Consider the following 16,618-nt stretch of genomic DNA (forward strand, 5'->3'; position numbering starts at 1 on the left):
GAGGTGGACCACGCCGAAGACCGCCGGGAGATAGACGATCGTCGTGACGGCGGAGTCATCCACGCCGAGGTGATGGAGAAGGGCTTCGACCCGGTCAGGAACACCTTCACCCAGTCGTACGGCTCGCGCGAGCTGGACGCCTCCCTGCTGCTGATCCCGCAGACCGGCTTCCTGCCCGCCACCGACCCCCGTGTGGTCGGCACCATCGACGCCATCGAGCGCGAGCTGATGTCCGACGACTTCGTGCTGCGTTACCCGATCGCGCAGACCAACTCCGTCGACGGCCTCGTGGGCGGGGAGGGCGCGTTCCTGGCGTGCAGCTTCTGGCTGGCCGAGGCGCGGGCCATGGTGGGCAGGCGGCCGGAGGCGGTCGAGCTGTTCGAGAAGCTGCTGTCGCTGCGCAACGACGTCGGCCTGCTGGCCGAGGAGTACGACCCGCGCTACGGCCGCCTGGTGGGCAACTTCCCGCAGGCCTTCAGCCACGTCCCGCTCATCCACACCGCCCACACGCTGTCGCGGGCAAGCTGCATCCCCCGCTACGCCGAGCTTCTCGGCGACTAGCGTCCCTGGGCGAGGTCGGCGAGCAGTCGGGCGAACTCGGGGGGCGGGGCGACGACGAGGCGGCGCTGGCCGTCCTGGATGACCAGGTCGGCCTGGATGCGGGTCAGCCGCCCGTGGTTCCACCAGTAGACGTGCGGGCTGAGGCCGTCCTCACGCGAGCGGTACTCCCGGTGGGCGAGCATCCACAGCCGTTCGATGGCGCGCATCACCGAGAGCCCGTCTATGGGGTGCACGACCATCTCCCCGGGGTGGGGGAAGGCGACCATGAGGCCGTCGGGCGAGACCAGCAGATAGTCCTGGATCCGGCGCAGGTGCACGGCCGCGCTCACCGTCGACCCCGTCATGATCCAGGCCGGGGTGCCGTCGAGGTCGGCGCGCTCGGCGGACAGCTTCTCGTCCGCCAGCACGTTCTCCGCCCCGAGGTCCAGCGCCTCGGCCGGTGTGACCGGCCAGCAGAAGGCCTCCTCGGGCCGCACGGGACGGCCGGACACCGTGAGGACCTCGACCAGGTCGGAGCCGACGTGGCGGCCGATCAGCCGGGACGGGTCGTCCTCCAGGCTGTCGGCGAGCACGACGCGCGTGCGGAGCAGCGGGCGGATCTGGGCGAGGTCGCACACGTCGGGCAGGTCGTCGCCGCGGGCGATCGTACGGGCGAGGTGGTCGGACACCAGCGTGGGCCAGTCCTCGCGGGAGCGCCGCCTGGCCTCGCGGCGCAGCCCGGTGAGCCGCACCGTGATGTCCCGGGGCCCCGACAGGAGCAGGGCCGAACCGTCGGCCTCGAACGCGTGGTCGTAGCCGAGGCTGTCGGCCACGAGCGCCAGAAGCGAGTCGAGGTCCACGTCTTCGATCGGGCGCCGTTGCGCGTCGGCCCGCCGGTTCCGGTATCGCCTGAACAAGCCCACGCAAGGCTCCCTACTGACAGCTGTCTTCCCCCGGACCAGCGCTACAGTGCCGTAGCAGGGTCGCGGAACAGGCAAGTCAAAGAGCACGATTCGGTATCAATGACCGCGTCTGCTCCCATCCATGCGGTGAACTGTGGGGTTCCGTGGCCGATGGGCACCCCGGCGATCATCGGGACCTCCAGCGGCGCCAGCCGCTCGATCAGCACGCCCGTCGGGTCCCCGCAGTCGACCCACGAGGCGAGGACGATGCCGAGGGCGCCCTTCAGGCATCCGGCCTGGAGCAGCTGGGTGAGCATGCGGTCGATGCGGTACGGCGCCTCGCCGACGTCCTCCAGCAGCACGATGTGCCCCTCGGCCCGCAGGGCGTACGGGGTGCCGCACAGGGCCGCGAGCAGCGACAGGTTGCCCCCGGTGAGCGGGCCCTCGGCGTGGCCGGGCACGATCACCTGGTCGCCGGCGACCGGGGCGGGCATCTCCGTCTCGAACAGCGACGAGACCAGGTGGGCGAGCGAGGCCTTCTCGGGCCCTTCGTCGTCGCTCAGCGTCTGGCAGGCCGGCATCGGCCCGAAGCAGCTCGCCACGCCCAGCCGTACGGCGAACGCCTGGTGCAGGGCGGTGACGTCGCTGGACCCGAGCAGGATCTTGGGTCGGGCGGCCTCCATGGCGGCCCAGTCGAGCAGGCCGAGCAGGCGGGTGGCGCCGTAGCCGCCGCGCGCGCAGATCACCGCCCGCACGTCCGGGTCGCACCACGCCTCCTGCAGGTCGGCAGCCCTGCCCGCGTCGGAGCCCGCGAGGTAACCCCGCCGGTTGAGCACCCTCGGCATGACGACGACGTCCAGCCCCATCTCGGTGAGGACCTGGCGTCCCCGTGCCAGGCGCACCGGGTCGACCGGCCCCGAGGGCGCGACGACGGCCACCCGGTCGCCGCGGCGCAACCGGGACGGGATCCAGAGCCGGTGGCTGGTCATCGGGACGCTCCGCGAAGGCCGGCCGGCGAGTGGCGCGGCCCCGGTTTACGGACGGCGAAAATCCCCGAATCGGATGAAACACCTGCCGCGATGAGTAGTCTTACCCAGGTGACGCCATGTGCCACCGACGGGCGGGGCGTGGCCGATTCGTTCACCTCGCAAAGGGTGTCAGACTGTCCTCACTTATGCGACCCCCGACCCACATTCTCGTGGTCAACGGCATCAAGGTCCGTAGGCCGGTGTTCGTGCTCGGCGCCCCGCACTCCGGCGCGGACCTTCTCGCGCGTGCCCTCAAACGCTCCCCCGGCTTCCATCTGACCATGGGCAGGGCTGCGGTCGCGCACGTCGTGTACGCGTTCGCGCGCCGGCCCTCGATCATGCGCAGGAAGGGCGGCGGCGCCGTCCGGGTGCTCCGCGACGCGCTCGCCGAGGCCTGGCAGATCGTCCCCGGCGCCTGCGCCGAGTGCCCGGCCGCGTGCCGGGAGGCCGGCGCCGTCACCGGGCCGGGCCCGTGCGCCTCCCCCGGCACCGTCGTCAGGTTCGGCGACGCCAACCCCGACCTGCTGTACAGCGCGCCGGTGCTGCTCCAGGCGTTCCCCGACGCCCGGTTCGTCCAGCTCATCCGCGACGGCAGGGACGTCGCCGCCGACATGCTGGCCGACCGCGCCTCCATGAGCTGGTCGCGCCCGAGCATGCTCAGCGACGAGACCGAGTTCCCCAACCCGTTCCTCGGGGTCAACTCGAGCGAGCACCGCGACAAGTGGACGGTGATGGAGCCCGCAGGCAAGTGCGCCCTGCGCTGGCGCAGCGCCGTCCGCCTCAGCGCGGCCCTCCGCCAGGAGATCCCCCGCGACCAGCTCCTCACCGTGCGCTACGAGGACATGGCCGCCTCCCCCGGCGAGACGATCGCGGCGATCTCCGGCTTCCTGGAGACCCGGGTCTCCAAGGTGGCCCTGTACGGCACGACCGCCCCCAAGGTGGGCGCGTGGCGTGCCCGTCTCAGGCCGGACGACGCCACGCTGGTGGAGAAGATCGCCAAGGACGAGCTGACCCGGCTGGGCTACATCTGAGGCCCGCCCGGGGTCACCTCTGCTGCTGCTCGAACTGCGTGCGGTAGAGCTCGGCGTAGGCGCCCCTGGCGGCGAGCAGCTCGTCGTGGCCGCCGCGCTCGACCACGTGCCCGTCCTGCACGACCAGGATCGTGTCGGCCTCGCGGATCGTGGAGAGCCGGTGGGCGATCACCAGTGAGGTTCTGCCCGCGAGCGCGGTCTTGAGCGCCCGCTGGACGGCGGCCTCCGACTCGGAGTCCAGGTGCGCGGTCGCCTCGTCGAGCACGACGACGTGCGGCGCCTTCAAAAGCAGCCGCGCGAGCGCGACCCGCTGCTTCTCTCCCCCCGACAACCGGTAGCCGCGGTCGCCGACGACCGTGTCCAGGCCGTCGGGCAGCGCCTCGATCATCTCGCCGATCTGCGCGGCGCGCAGCGCCTCCCAGATCTCCTCGTCGGTCGCCTCCGGCCGGGCATAGCGGAGGTTGGCGCCGATCGTGTCGTGGAACAGGTGGGCGTCCTGCATCACCACGCCCACGGTGTCGCGCAGGGACGCCAGGGTGGCGTCGCGCACGTCCACGCCGTTGATCCGCACCGCGCCGCCGGTCACGTCGTACAGGCGGGAGACCAGCGAGGTGATGGTGGTCTTGCCCGCACCCGAATGCCCCACCAGCGCGATGAGCTCGCCGGGCCGGGCGGTGAAGGTGATGCCCTTCAGCACCTCCTGGCTCGGGCCGGTGTCGGGCCGCGCCACCGACTCCAGGGAGGCGAGCGAGACCTCGTCGGCGCCCGGGTAGCGGAACTGGACGTCGTCGAACTCGATGGTGACCGGCCCGCTCGGCAGCGGCTCGGCGTCCGGGCTCTCGGCGACCATCGGCTTGAGGTCGAGGACCTCGAAGACCCGGTCGAAGCTCACCAGGGCGGTCATGACGTCCACGTGGACGTTGGACAGGCTGGTCAGCGGGCCGTACAGGCGCATGAGCATCGCGGCGAGGGCGACCAGGGTGCCGATCTCGAAGGCGCCGTTGACGACCAGCACGCCGCCCGCGCCGTACACGAAGGCGGTCGCGAGCGCCGCTACCAGGCCGAGCGCGACCCGGAAGACCGTGCCGTACATGCCCACCGTGATGCCCACGTCGCGCACCCGGCCGGCGCGGTCGCCGAAGTTGACCGCCTCGTCCCTCGGGCGGCCGTACAGCTTGGCGACCATGGCGCCGGCCACGTTGAAGCGCTCGGTCATCACCGAGCTCATCTCGGCGTCGAGCTGCATCTGCTCGCGGGTCAGCTTGGACATGCGCCGGCCGACCAGCCGGGCGGGGAAGATGAAGATCGGCAGCAGGACGAGGGCGGCCAGCGTGACCTGCCACGAAAGGATCAGCATCGCGCCGAGCACCATCACCAGGCTCACCACGTTGGACACCACGGCCGAAAGCGTGCTGGTGATGGCGCGCTGCGCGCCGATGACGTCGCTGTTCAGCCGGGAGACCAGCGCGCCGGTCTGGGCGCGCATGAAGAAGGCCACGGGCATGCGCTGCACGTGGTCGAACACCTCGGTGCGCAGGTCGTAGATCAGCCCCTCACCGATGCGCGAGGAGAACCAGCGCTGGGCCAGCCCGAGCCCGGCGTCCACCAGGGCCAGGCCCGCGATCACCAGGGAGAGCGTCATGACCACGTCGGTGCGGCGCGGGATGATGCCCTGGTCGATGATCGACTTCAGCAGCAGCGGGTTGGCGATCACGATGGTCGCGTCGAGCACGACCAGCGCGAGGAACGCGGAGATCTGCCAGCGGTACGGCTTGGCGTACCTGGCGATGCGCGGCACCGTGCCCGGCGTGAGCCGCTCCTTGGTCACCGAGCTGTCACGCCGCAGGGACCGCATCACCTGCGGCCCGTATCCCCCGCCCATCATCGACATGTTCGTCCTTCGCCGGTCCTCTCCCCGTGTGTCCGGTACGGGCGCGCCTGCCCCCGTCTCCTCCGGGCGAAGCGTGAGAAACGGTTGCCTGATTCCCGCGTCAGCTCAGGGCGAACGATCACTCTCGCTGGCGCCCGTGGCCCGTCTGACTGTCTCCGCAGGTCAGGCCCGCTTGCTCGCCCGCGGTAGCGCTTGATCGCCCGCGGTGGCGCTTATTGGACCGCGGTGGCCCCGCCGCCGAAGAGCTTCCTGATGCGTACGGTCTGCTCCGCGCGCTCGGCGGCGCTCTGTTCCTCAAGGGTGCGGGCAGGTGCGCCCTGGAGCAGCCGCTTGGTGGCCACCGCCGCGTCCCTGTCGGTCGAGAGCAGGGCGCCGGCGAGCCTCCGGGTCGCCGTCTCGAGATCGTCTCTGGGGACCACCTGCTCGGCGAGACCGAGCCTCAGTGCCTCACCGGCCTCGACGACGCGGGCCGTCAGGCAGATCTCCACGGCCCTGGCCACGCCGACGAGATCGACCAGCGGCTTGGTGCCGGTCAGGTCGGGAACGAGCCCGAGCGCGGGCTCTTTCATGCAGAACTTGGCGTCTTCGGCCAGAATCCGCAGGTCGCAGGACAGGGCTAGTTGGAATCCGGCCCCGATCGCATGTCCCTGAACCGCCGCGATCGACACGATGTCCGGGCGGCGCAACCACAGGAAGCCCTTCTGGGCCTCTGTGATCCGCTCCTCGAACGTATCGCCGTCGAGCGCGGCCGCGGACGCGAACGAGCCCTGCCCGGGCACTCCGTCCGGAGTGAACATTCGTAGATCGATACCCGCTGAGAAGGACGGCCCCTCGCCTCGGACCACGACGACGCGCACCTGCTCCGGCAGCTCTCTGCCGATCTGAGCAAGGGCCGACCAGGTGGCGAACGTCTGCGCGTTCCGCTTATCCGGCCGGTCCAGTGTGATCGTCGCGATCTCGCCATCCACCTCGAAGCGCAGACCGATCTCCGCGAGATCGTCGCCGCCGAGGGTCCTGTCAGCCACGCCGCGCACCCCTCCGGCACGCGTCAGCGCGCCTTCTGTGCCCGGCTCGGCACCCTCGCCCGTCGAGATCGCCGCCGCACTCCCCCCAAGCGTCGCTTCCGGCATCGCCCGCTCCGTCCGTGATGTCGCTGTCCCGTCACGCCCGAACCCAGTGAGGTTCCAGAATCAGATTCTACCGGCGCGGGCGGGACGGGTTTCGACTGAACGGGACGAGCGGCTGCGGTCGCGCGTTTCCGAGGCGGCCCTTAGCGCTTCGACTTGCCTCGGGTGGCTCCGCCGCGCCCGCGCAGAGTCACGCCGGACTCGCTGAGGATGCGGTGGATGAACCCGTATGACCTGCCGGTCGAAGCGGCCAGCGCGCGGATGCTCTCACCCGCGGCATAGCGCTTCTTAAGGTCGGCGGCCAGTTTTTCACGGTCGGCCCCGGTCACCCGGGTGCCCTTCTTCAGAGTCTCGGCCACGAGTACCTCCTGTAGTGCCAGACTTCCGCAGCGTTACTCACGCCATGATCAGTCATTTCAGCCGGATCGGCTACCTACTCCATGGGAAAAGATCCGTACCCGCTCAAATTAAGATCAGGCGAGTGCCACAAGATCGGAAAATTCATCGCTCCAAGCGTCTTCCACTCCGTCTGGTAGCAAGATCACCCTATCCGGTCGTAGAGCGTGCACGGCACCCTCATCATGTGTAACGAGGACAATTGCCCCAGAATAGGACCTCAACGCTGAAAGTACTTGATCGCGGCTGATCGGGTCCAAGTTGTTCGTAGGCTCGTCGAGCAGCAGGACGTTGGCGCTCGAAAGCACCAGTGTGGCCAGGGCAAGACGCGTCTTCTCTCCTCCGGAGAGGACGGACGCGGGCTTGTCGGCGTCGTCCCCCGAGAACAGGAACGAGCCGAGCACTTTTCGCAGGGTCACGTCGGGCACGTCGGGCCCCGCGGAGCGCATGTTCTCGAGCACGCTGCGCCCGGCGTCCAGGGTCTCGTGCTCCTGGGCGTAGTACCCCAGCTTGAGGCCGTGACCGGGCTTGACCTCGCCGGAGTCGGGCTTTTCGATGCCGCCGAGCATGCGCAGCAGCGTCGTCTTGCCGGCACCGTTGAGGCCCAGGACGACCACCCGGCTCCCCCGGTCGACGGCCGCGTCGACGTCGGTGAAGACCTCCAGCGAGCCGTAGGACTTCGACAGGGCGGTAGCGGTCAGCGGGGTGCGCCCGCACGGGGCCGGATCCGGGAAGCGGAGCTTGGCCACCTTGTCGCTGCGCCGCTCCTCCTCGACGCCCGCCAGGAGGCGCTTCGCGCGACGCTCCATGTCCTGCGCCGCCTTGGCTTTGGTGGCTTTGGCGCGCATTCGGTCGGCCTGCGAGAGCAACTGCGAGGCCTGCCGCTCGGCGTTGGCCCGCTCGCGCTTCCTGCGGCGCTCGTCGGTCTCTCTCTGGGCCAGGTAAGTGGTCCATCCGACGTTGTAAGTGTCGATGACACAGCGGTTCGCGTCGAGGTGCAGGACTTTGTTGACCGTGGCTTCGAGAAGTCCGACATCGTGGCTAATAATGATCAAGCCGCCCTGGTGGGATCGTAAAAAGTCACGAAGCCACCCGATTGAGTCTGCATCGAGGTGGTTTGTCGGCTCGTCAAGCAGGAGAGTCTCCGCTCCGCTGAACAGAATCCGGGCCAGCTCGACCCGTCGCCGCTGACCGCCGGAGAGCGTCTGGAGAGGCTGCTTGAGCACCCGGTCGGGCAGCCCGAGGCTGGAGGCGATCGACGCCGCCTCGGCCTCCGCGGCGTACCCGCCGAGGACGTGGAGCCGGTCCTCCAGGCGGCCGTACGCGCGGACGGCGCGGTCGCGGACGCGGTCGTCGTCGGAGGCCATGCCGAACTCGGCCTCGCGCAGCTCGCGCAGCACCTCGTCGAGGCCGCGCGCCGACAGGATGCGGTCGCTGGCGAGCACGGTGAGGTCGCCGGTGCGCGGGTCCTGGGGCAGGTAGCCGACGTTGCCGGTGCTGGTGACGGTGCCGGCCGCGGGCAGGCCCTCACCCGCGAGGACCCTGGTGAGGGTGGTCTTGCCGGCGCCGTTGCGGCCCACCAGGCCGATGCGGTCGCCGGGGTTCACGCGGAACGACGCCCCCTCGATGAGCAGGCGGGAACCGGCGCGCAGTTCGATGTCAGACGCAATGATCATGGTGAGGGAACACTCCCAGAGCGGGGAACGAGGTCGAAGGACGTGCTGTCGGAAGACACCGGAGTGTCGCAGGGCAGCCACATGGCTCGGCCCGCTTCCATGAGTGCGCCGGTCAATCGGGAGTGCGCATACGCCTAGTGTACGGCCAGTCTCCTGACGGAGCTTGACGGTTAAGAAAAAACTAATACGATTCTCCGTATGAGCGGGAAGATCGGACGCCCCCGGCTGGCGCAGGACCGCCCCGACGCCTTCACGGCGCTCGCCGACCTGACGCGACGGCATCTGCTGCAGAGGCTGACCGCGGGCGAGTGCTCGGTCTCCGAGCTCATGGCCGACCTGGCGATCACCCAGGCCGCCGTCTCCCAGCATCTGAAGGTGCTGCGAGACGCGGGCCTGGTCGAGGTGAGGCCGGCCGGAAGGCACCGTCTCTACCGGCTGCGGCCCGAAGGCCTCGCCGAGCCGCGCGAGTGGCTGGCGGAGCTGGAGCGCTTCTGGAAGCAACGCCTCAAGACCCTCGGGACCGTGCTCGACGAGATCGACGCCGGCCCCGAACCCGGCGGCCCCGCGGCTCTCGCGCCCGCCACCGACCCGAAAGGACAGACCCTGTGACCCTGCGATCGATCAGCGTCATCTCGATTCCCGTCTCCGACCAGGACCGGTCCGCCGAGTTCTACACCCGGAAGCTGGGGTTCACCCTGGTCGCCGACGACCCCATGGGCGACCGGCGCTGGGTGCAGCTCGCCCCTCCTGGCGGCGGCGCCACGATCACGCTCGTCACCTGGTTCCCCTCCATGCCTCCGGGCAGCGTCAGCGGCCTGGTCATCGAGTGCGACGAGGTGGCGGCGACCCTGGAGCGGCTCCGCGCCGAGGGCGTCGCCGTCCACCAGGACGACGTGGAGAAGGCTCCCTGGGGTGCCTTCTTCACCTTCGAGGATCCCGACGGCAACGGGTGGGTGGCCCAGGAGTCCCGCCTCGGCAGAGGCTGAGGGCGGCGCACAGCCGCAGGTCAGGCGGCACGGGCGGGAAGGACCGTAAGGCCGTGCCTGCCTGAAACAGGCTCACATTCGATCACATTTCAGGCAACGGTCATGCCTCCGGGTCGATCACGCGGATCCGGACGGCGCGGAAGCGCGCGGGCGTCTCCTGGAGCACCGCGAGCCGGGGATCGGGGACGTCCAGGAAGGGGCCGGTCTCCAGGGCGAAGACGGCCTCGATGCGGCGGTCCTCGCGCAGCGCGTCGATCGCCCTGCGGTCTCCTCCGAGCACGACGGCGTCCAGGGTGCCGGCGTGCGGGACGAGCACCCGTACGGCCACGTCGGCCGCCGCCTGCGACGCCTCGCTCGCCTGCTTCTCCCTGCGGCGGGCGAAACGGTGCTGGGACCAGCCCCCGGCCGCGCTGCGCCCGTGGACGAGCCGTGAGCCGACCTTGGAGACGACCAGCCGCTCCCCCTCGAACACCCCGGCAGCGTGACCGCCCAGGCGTACCAGAAGCACCCCGACCCGGCGCTCCACCTTCGAATGGCGCACCAGCGCGGGGAGCAGGTCGTCTCCGGCGGGTGCGAGCGGGGGAAACGGCACGTGGCATTCGGCCACGGACCCGTCCTCGGCGCTCAGCCGTACGACGTCCTCCTCCAGGACGGCCTCAACCGAGCCGTGCCGCTCGGCGAACCTCCGCAGCCAGCCCTCGATGCGGTCCGGGCCGACCGACACCCATCGGCCCCCGCCCGCCGCCGGTCGTGACGTCATGACCCGCGACAGTACCGGACCCCCTGGTCCTTCTCGTCCGGACGCGGTGCGGGCGGCCGACGGCACTCGGCCGTGCGAGGGTCACCGCCCTTCCGGACGCGTGCGTGCCGGGGCCGATCGCACGCCCAGAGAGCGGCCGGAAACTTGATCACGATCGGTTACGGTGTTTGCAGAATCCCGTAAAGAAGGATCCCGATCCAACAGATGCGGAAATGTCGGTGAATTCCGCTTCACGTGGCCGCTGTCGCCGCAGAAACCGCAGGACAATCCGAGGGTGACGGTCCCCCGATCCACCATTCCGGCCGCCTCACCCCCGGCTCCCGCCACTGCCGTGCCCGGGGCCTTCGGAGCCCACCAGGCCTCCGGCGGCGCCGCGACCTTCCTGCCCATCGTCGACCTCGACACCGGCGGCGTGATCGCCGTGGAGGCCACCGCCGAGGTCTCCCCGACCGGCGTCTCCCGCGACATCTCGCCCACGATCGCCTCGGCGTACGCCGCCGCGCGCGAGGAGGCGCTGCTGCCGCTCGTGCTCACCGTTGCCTCCGGGGCTGTGATCGAGGGCTCCGCCGCCCTCGCTCCGCTGCACGAGGCGATGCGGGCGACGAAGCGGCGCCCTCGCGAGGTGATACTGGTCATCTCCGGCGACTTCGCGGCCGAGGACCGCCGGGCGCTGCTGGTCGGCATCGACGGGCTGCGCACCATCGGCTACCTGGTGGCCGTGGGCGGCGTCGGCACCTCGCACGTTCCCCTCGACCTGATCGCCGACGCCTCGCCGTACGCCGCGGTCCTGTCTCCCGACCTCGTCGACCGCATCCCGCGCGACGTACGGCGCAACGCGCTGGGCGAGGCCGTCGCCCGCATGGCCAAGGGCATGGGCATCCACGTGCTGGCCCCGCAGGTGCGGGACGAGGCGCAGCTCGCCGCGCTGCGCGGCTGGGGCATCGGGCTGGCTCAGGGACCGCTGCTCGCCCCGCCGGACTGGCGTCCCTCGCACGGACGGGTGCACGTCCCCCTGCCCGTCCCCGCGCCGGACCCGGAGCCCTCGGTGATCGAGCTGGGCCCGCGCGTCCAGGAGTTCCTCATGCCCGCGGTGACCCTCGACATGGGGGCGACCGCCGAGCACGTGGTGGACGCCCTCGGCACCGAGCCCTCCATCACCAGCGTCATCCTGGTGGACGAGTACCAGCGGCCTCGGGGCAGCGTGGAGCGCAGCCGCTTCCTGCTGTCCATCGCCGGGCCGTACGGCCACGCCCTGCACGCCAAGAAGCCCGCGCACCGCCTCGCCGACCCGCCGCGCGTCGTCCCGAAGACCACCCCGGCGATCGCCGCCATGCAGCTCGCGGGGAAGGACGCCGCCCGCGTGTACGACGACTTGGTCGTGGTGGACGAGGTGGGCCGCTGCATGGGGGTAGTCCACGTCGGCGACCTGATCCGCCACGTCGCCGACATCCAGCCGATCCCGCGCTGACCCCACCGACCTTTGTGCAAGCGCGCGGGTGCGCTGGCACGTCCCCGTCGGTGGCGAACTGGTCGCACACCAGTCGCCGGGCCACGCTGCAACCGCTGAGTCTGCCAGTGGCGGACTCGCAAGCTGCCTACGCCCTTATCTCTGCAGGCTTCTGGCGTTACGAGCGATAGGCGACTTTCTGAGTGATTCTAATCACACTGTCGGACAAGATCACCGAATGGTTTGATCACTAAGATCGATACCCCCCCGATCAAGGAGTTCAGTGAATCTGTCAGAACGATCGGACCTCGCCCCCAGGAATTGGCGCCCACGCCGCTGGACCGCGCTTTCAAGTGCGTCCACGATGGTGACCTCGCTACTGATCGACACAGGTGCCATCCCGGCCAAAGCAAAACGGCGGCCGAAATGTCTCACTAGCGGAATGGCGTAACCATCCGCAGGAATACTTCGAGTGTGTCTGGGCCTCGGTGGCGCGCTTCCGGGGCTACCGCCCCCATCCGCGAGATAGGATTAACCTGTGTCCGATGACCTGATTCACTTGTCAGACCTCGGTTGATGCTTGGCGCTTCCGCCCCGCCTGATGCTTTACATGATCGCCACGTGGCTATCGACTCAAACCCTGCGCGGACTGGCCACCATGTCGCCCGCGACACTTCCGCTCATGCCGAGAAGCGGATGTCCTGGTTTCTGTGAAAGTGGAGACATGCAGGGATCACATGGACGGTCGAGGTCAGCCTGGTTCAGTTCTGTCATTGACCGTATCGACCAGGCTCTGGCTGAGCTTGGAGAGATCAGATCGCATACGGATCTTTACCGGCGACGGTTGTATGACGCACAGTGTGGTGCGGGGGAAATCTCGCTGAAGGACGTCGTTGTCGATGTCGCTGCTGAACTCTACTCCCGGGACGTCCGCACCGGGGTCGAGCTCCTTGAGATCACCGATGGCGCGTTCGACGTGCTGTTCGATCTGGCCGCGGAACGAACAGTGCTGATGCATGGGTTGTCTCGACGGATTCCTCCCAACAGCCGAGATGTCAATTATCACCGTGGGTTTCCCTCGGTCGCCGGCTACGACAAGGGTCATGCGATGTCACACGCCCAGGGCGGCCTTGAAGGTGGCCCGAACTATTTCGCGCAGGCGCCATGGGTGAACCGGAGGTTGTCACCGGTCGGGAAGCTCTGGCGTGATATCGAGGACTACCTAGCCCGTAACGAGGGTGTGTTCTCGTTCGTTCGGTTGATCTACTCGCCCGACGACCTGTCACAGATTCCCCTGGAGGCTGAGTATGGGCTCGCGGCCGAGGGACAGCTCCGGGTAGTCGTCTTTCCCAACCGCCGGGAACTCGAATCCGGATGACCGTTGTCTCGGATTCCATGGAACTCCTGCACAGGATCTGCTGAACTATTCGTAGATCATCCTGGCCGCGGATCGGCGAAGTGAATCCTGGCAGCCAGCGCTGCGAGCAGTCCTTGAGGGTCGCACCAACGCCCTCTCATGCCGCTGACCGCGCGCTCTTGCCGATGAGCGCGCACCACTGGCTTCCGGAGCGACGTCACCGGACGAGCACGGCGGTGAGCATCGAAAGATACGACTCGTGGGCGAGACGCAGGCTGTCAAGGTCGGACGTCTCGAACCACGCCACAGCATCGTGCTCGTCCGGCGCGGCGTTGACGGGTGTTCCGGTCCACCTGTCGACCAACCAGATCTGCATGTCGAACGTCGCGGTCCGAATCTCATGCTTCGGCGGGCTGGACGGCTCCGATGCCGTGATTCCCAACTCCTCCCGAAGCTCGCGGACAAGGCTCTCTTTCGGATCCTCCCCCTCCTCAACATGACCGCCCGGCAGGTCCCACACGTCGGGATACCAACGCCGTCCGGCGCTTCGATGACACAGCAACACCCGATCGCCGTCGCGAAGAACGGCCGTCACAATCCGGACCGGACCGGAGTCGTCAGCGGAGATCGTCATCGGCACATTCTGACCCATGCGGATCTGCCGCTGAGCCGATGCTGCGGCTCACGTCGATCGTCACGGTCCGTACGCCGCTCAGCAGGCCATTGATCACAAGTCTGGCGAGCGCGCCACATGGCGACGATCCTGGCTCGGCTTACGCCACCAGCTCCTCGCTGAGGGTCCATAGACGCGCGGCCGCCTCGGGGTCGCGGGCCAGGGAGCTCGGCTCGATCTGCTTGCCGCGGAAGAAGTAGCCTCCGGTGACCTCGGCCGCCTCTGGGGCGCTGGCCAGGTGGACCGGGGTGGCCGCGCCGGTCTGGACGGTACCCATGAAGGGCTTGGCGGCCGCGACGAGGAGCTTCGCGACGCCGCGGACCTCGCGGCCCAACTGGGTGCGGATGAGGCCCGGGTGCAGGCAGTTGGCGACCACGCCGGTGCCGGTCAGGCGCTTGGCCAGCTCGGCTGTGAACAGGATGTTCGCCAGTTTCGACAGCGGGTAGCTCGGCTCGCCGCGGGCCAGTTCGTCCCAGGGAATCTGCTTGGCCGAGCGATGCACATTGGACGAAACCGTGATCACGCGGGCCGGCGCGCTGCCTACCAGCCGTTCCCGCAGCAGGCTGGTCAGCAGGAACGGCGCCAGATGGTTGACGGCGAACATGGTCTCGTAACCGTCGACCGTGAACTGCTGCTTGAGCATGATCACACCGGCGTTGTTGTCGAGCACGTCGAGCCGGTGGTACTTCTCCAGCACCTCGGCGGCCAGCCGGCGCACTTCGGCCAGGCTCGACATGTCGGCCGTCAGGAGGTCCACCTCGGCGCTGGGCGCCCGATGCCGGATCTCCTTGACGGCCGCTCGCCCTCGCTCGACGTCGCGCCCGACGACTCCCACGGTGGCCCCCAGCTCGGCCAGCCGGGCCGCCGTCTCCCGGCCAATCCCGCTGGTCCCGCCGGTCACCAGACACACCTTGCCGGACATTGTGGTCATCGACCCTCCCGGATGTACTTGCCTCAGCGCCATTCTCTCCACGGCGACGCCTCGGGTACCAGGTGTGGCTCGACGCCGTCAGCAGACGTGCCCAAGACACACGAGCGCGACGAGCAATCCCTCCGTCGAGCGAACGCGTCTGCCCTCGTACATGTGGCAAACGCCTGAAGACGTGCCAGCCTTCAGGGATCTCTGATTTCCGTGCCCGACGCACTCATTTGCCGCGCAGCGCGCTTGCCCGAAGGGCTGATCCTCGTCAGGTAACCGACTGCTGCCACCACACGGCGATGTCCACATCGTTGCCCAGGGCATCGTCATGGCTCCGGTGAAGTGCGAGGTCGACGATCCGATCGTCGTTCGGACGGTAGGGCTTGCGAGGATCCGGCGTGCCAAGTACCGGGCCTAAGGCATCAATGGCCGGTTTCCAGAGCGTTGACCAGTTGCGCCTGCGGGACACGGCGAATCGGATGCCCATCGCCAGCGGGCCATCGGGCAACGGGGCGCCGACGACGGCGCTGCAGGCATCACGAATCTCCCGCTTCCACGCCGGCGACTGACTGGAGCTGGTTGTACGTAGCCGCAGCTGCGGCTCGCCGGGCAAACCGTCCAGGTGGACGGCCACAGAAACGGCGATGGTCGAGGTAGCCGCGTGTTGCTTACGGGCGAACACCGCATCAAGGCGCCCGGCGCCGATCCGCCGGTACTCCGCCAACCCAAGTCTTGCTATGGCCAACGAATCGCGGGTGTTGTCGATCCGCCATTTCCAACTCGTCGAAGACGCGGCCTCTCCCGCCGAGGCACAGGGCGACGGCTAGGCGGCGGATGCGGGGCACCGCTTGGCCGTCACGAACTGCATGATCTTGTCGAGGCGTCCCTGCTCGGTCCGAGGCTGCTTCGCCAGGGCCCTGACGTCATCGGTGAGACCGAGGGCGGCCAGCCCCGCCTTGATCTCGTCCGCGCCCGCGCTGAAAACGACACAGAGCGGGCCCCACTCGCTCTTCACCTTGGCCTCGAAACCCCGCACATCGGCCTGCACGGCGGGGAGCACCTGGTCGACCGTCGTCTGCGCCATGTCGCCGCACGTCGCGTCCAGCCTTCCGGTCGTACCGGCGGGCACCTTGCCGGCGAGGTCGGCAGGCGCCGAACCGGTGGTGCTGACCGTGGCCGTACAGGGAACCCGCGCCCCGGCATGAGCGGCCGACACGGTGAACGCGGCGGGCGAGCCGAGCGCGCCCGTCACCATGGCGGCCACGATGAGACCCCGGACCGGCAGAGCAGTGGACATGACGACCTCCGAGACAGCCCACAGACAGAATGATCTCACTCAACGTACACGAATGATCACTCGTCACACCGGAACCCGAAGGGTGCACCAGACGACCTTCCCGCCGGTGACGGGCCGGCGATAGCCCCAGTTCTCCGCAAGGGCGTCCACCAGACGCAGGCCGCGCCCGCCCTCGTCGTCCGGCGCGGCGGCCCTGGGCACGGGCGGGGTCCGACCGGCGTCCCAGACTTCCAGCACAACGACATCCGCCGCCCGGTAGACGTCGATCCAGATGTGTTCAGGGGCATCACACGGCGCTTCCCTTCCGTCCGACGCGCCACCGCCCGCCATCGCCTTGACCGCGTTCGCCACCAGTTCCGAGGCGATGAGTTCGGCGGTGTCCAGGAGCGCTTCCAGCCGCCATTCGACGAGCACTCGCCTGACGTGCTTACGCGCGTAGAACGCGGCCTCCGGCCGGGCCGGAATCTCCAGGTACTGCGCCCGCGTTCTGACGCCGGCCATCGACCGCCTCCGTGATCCATCGGTGTTCTCCTCCGCGGGCGTCAGGCACGTCATATACGTCGTCGCGACGTTTATCGGCCGCCCACC

18 protein-coding genes are annotated in these 16,618 nt (G+C 69.1%); 6 read left to right on the plus strand and 12 right to left on the minus strand.

Features of this window, described 5'->3' with window-relative positions; translation table 11 throughout:
- The coding region (locus AB0O34_RS18685) for a glycoside hydrolase family 15 protein (RefSeq protein WP_363916793.1) at positions 1-561 on the plus strand (561 nt) is incomplete at its 5' end.
- On the opposite strand, the gene AB0O34_RS18690 is transcribed toward AB0O34_RS18685, so the two are convergent.
- Together AB0O34_RS18690 and AB0O34_RS18695 are read right to left on the minus strand one after the other, a co-directional pair.
- Positions 558-1,463, minus strand: coding sequence for a hypothetical protein (locus tag AB0O34_RS18690; RefSeq protein WP_363916795.1), 906 nt, complete (start codon positions 1,461-1,463; stop codon positions 558-560). The genes AB0O34_RS18685 and AB0O34_RS18690 overlap by 4 nt on opposite strands.
- A 41-nt stretch (positions 1,464-1,504) precedes the next feature.
- Positions 1,505-2,431, minus strand: a complete 927-nt coding sequence (locus tag AB0O34_RS18695) for an LD-carboxypeptidase (protein WP_363916797.1) — start codon at positions 2,429-2,431, stop codon at positions 1,505-1,507.
- Positions 2,432-2,616: 185 nt separating this feature from the next.
- On the opposite strand from AB0O34_RS18695, the gene AB0O34_RS18700 reads away from it, so the two are divergent.
- Positions 2,617-3,501, plus strand: coding sequence for a sulfotransferase (locus AB0O34_RS18700; protein WP_363916799.1), 885 nt, complete (start codon positions 2,617-2,619; stop codon positions 3,499-3,501).
- A gap of 13 nt (positions 3,502-3,514) precedes the next feature.
- Here AB0O34_RS18700 and AB0O34_RS18705 read toward each other — a convergent pair whose 3' ends face one another.
- The 4 genes from AB0O34_RS18705 to AB0O34_RS18720 all read right to left on the minus strand — a co-directional run bounded on the left by AB0O34_RS18705 (position 3,515) and on the right by AB0O34_RS18720 (position 8,591).
- Entirely contained in the window at positions 3,515-5,392 is a 1,878-nt protein-coding gene (locus AB0O34_RS18705) for an ABC transporter ATP-binding protein (protein ID WP_363916801.1), read from the minus strand.
- Between the two features lie 212 nt (positions 5,393-5,604).
- The gene (locus AB0O34_RS18710; protein ID WP_363916803.1) at positions 5,605-6,522 is read right to left on the minus strand and encodes an enoyl-CoA hydratase/isomerase family protein; all 918 of its coding nucleotides are present in this window, start codon (positions 6,520-6,522) and stop codon (positions 5,605-5,607) included.
- A 140-nt stretch (positions 6,523-6,662) separates the two neighbouring features.
- A complete protein-coding gene (locus tag AB0O34_RS18715) occupies positions 6,663-6,878 on the minus strand; it encodes a helix-turn-helix domain-containing protein (RefSeq protein WP_093173121.1) in 216 nt (71 codons plus the stop codon).
- A gap of 114 nt (positions 6,879-6,992) precedes the next feature.
- Positions 6,993-8,591: an ABC-F family ATP-binding cassette domain-containing protein gene (locus tag AB0O34_RS18720; protein ID WP_363916805.1), complete on the minus strand. Its 1,599-nt coding sequence runs from the start codon at positions 8,589-8,591 to the stop codon at positions 6,993-6,995.
- Between the two features lie 198 nt (positions 8,592-8,789).
- On the opposite strand from AB0O34_RS18720, the gene AB0O34_RS18725 reads away from it, so the two are divergent.
- Positions 8,790-9,200, plus strand: a complete 411-nt coding sequence (locus AB0O34_RS18725) for a metalloregulator ArsR/SmtB family transcription factor (protein ID WP_363916807.1) — start codon at positions 8,790-8,792, stop codon at positions 9,198-9,200.
- On the plus strand, positions 9,197-9,577 hold the full coding sequence (locus tag AB0O34_RS18730) for a VOC family protein (RefSeq protein WP_363916809.1): 381 nt from the start codon (positions 9,197-9,199) through the stop codon (positions 9,575-9,577). Before AB0O34_RS18725 ends, AB0O34_RS18730 begins: the two co-directional genes overlap by 4 nt.
- Positions 9,578-9,677: 100 nt before the next feature.
- Here the strand turns inward: AB0O34_RS18730 and AB0O34_RS18735 are convergent, their stop codons facing one another.
- The gene (locus AB0O34_RS18735) at positions 9,678-10,337 is read right to left on the minus strand and encodes an acVLRF1 family peptidyl-tRNA hydrolase (protein WP_363916811.1); all 660 of its coding nucleotides are present in this window, start codon (positions 10,335-10,337) and stop codon (positions 9,678-9,680) included.
- A gap of 274 nt (positions 10,338-10,611) precedes the next feature.
- On the opposite strand from AB0O34_RS18735, the gene AB0O34_RS18740 reads away from it, so the two are divergent.
- Together AB0O34_RS18740 and AB0O34_RS18745 are read left to right on the plus strand one after the other, a co-directional pair.
- Entirely contained in the window at positions 10,612-11,805 is a 1,194-nt protein-coding gene (locus tag AB0O34_RS18740; protein ID WP_363916813.1) for an EAL domain-containing protein, read from the plus strand.
- A 703-nt stretch (positions 11,806-12,508) separates the two neighbouring features.
- Entirely contained in the window at positions 12,509-13,162 is a 654-nt protein-coding gene (locus AB0O34_RS18745) for a hypothetical protein (protein ID WP_363916815.1), read from the plus strand.
- 196 nt (positions 13,163-13,358) lie between these two features.
- Here the strand turns inward: AB0O34_RS18745 and AB0O34_RS18750 are convergent, their stop codons facing one another.
- The 5 genes from AB0O34_RS18750 to AB0O34_RS18770 all read right to left on the minus strand — a co-directional run bounded on the left by AB0O34_RS18750 (position 13,359) and on the right by AB0O34_RS18770 (position 16,531).
- Complete coding sequence (locus tag AB0O34_RS18750) at positions 13,359-13,775, minus strand: NUDIX domain-containing protein (RefSeq protein WP_363916817.1); 417 nt, start codon at positions 13,773-13,775, stop codon at positions 13,359-13,361.
- 139 nt (positions 13,776-13,914) lie between these two features.
- Complete coding sequence (locus tag AB0O34_RS18755; RefSeq protein WP_363916819.1) at positions 13,915-14,745, minus strand: SDR family oxidoreductase; 831 nt, start codon at positions 14,743-14,745, stop codon at positions 13,915-13,917.
- A gap of 256 nt (positions 14,746-15,001) precedes the next feature.
- Positions 15,002-15,457, minus strand: a complete 456-nt coding sequence (locus AB0O34_RS18760) for a hypothetical protein (protein ID WP_363916821.1) — start codon at positions 15,455-15,457, stop codon at positions 15,002-15,004.
- A gap of 99 nt (positions 15,458-15,556) precedes the next feature.
- Complete coding sequence (locus AB0O34_RS18765) at positions 15,557-16,030, minus strand: hypothetical protein (protein ID WP_363916823.1); 474 nt, start codon at positions 16,028-16,030, stop codon at positions 15,557-15,559.
- A gap of 63 nt (positions 16,031-16,093) precedes the next feature.
- Positions 16,094-16,531, minus strand: coding sequence for an ATP-binding protein (locus AB0O34_RS18770; protein ID WP_363916825.1), 438 nt, complete (start codon positions 16,529-16,531; stop codon positions 16,094-16,096).
- Positions 16,532-16,618: the final 87 nt, after the last annotated feature.

The organism is Sphaerisporangium sp. NPDC088356 (assembly GCF_040685555.1).
In the GTDB taxonomy this organism is placed as follows: Bacteria; Actinomycetota; Actinomycetes; order Streptosporangiales; family Streptosporangiaceae; genus Sphaerisporangium.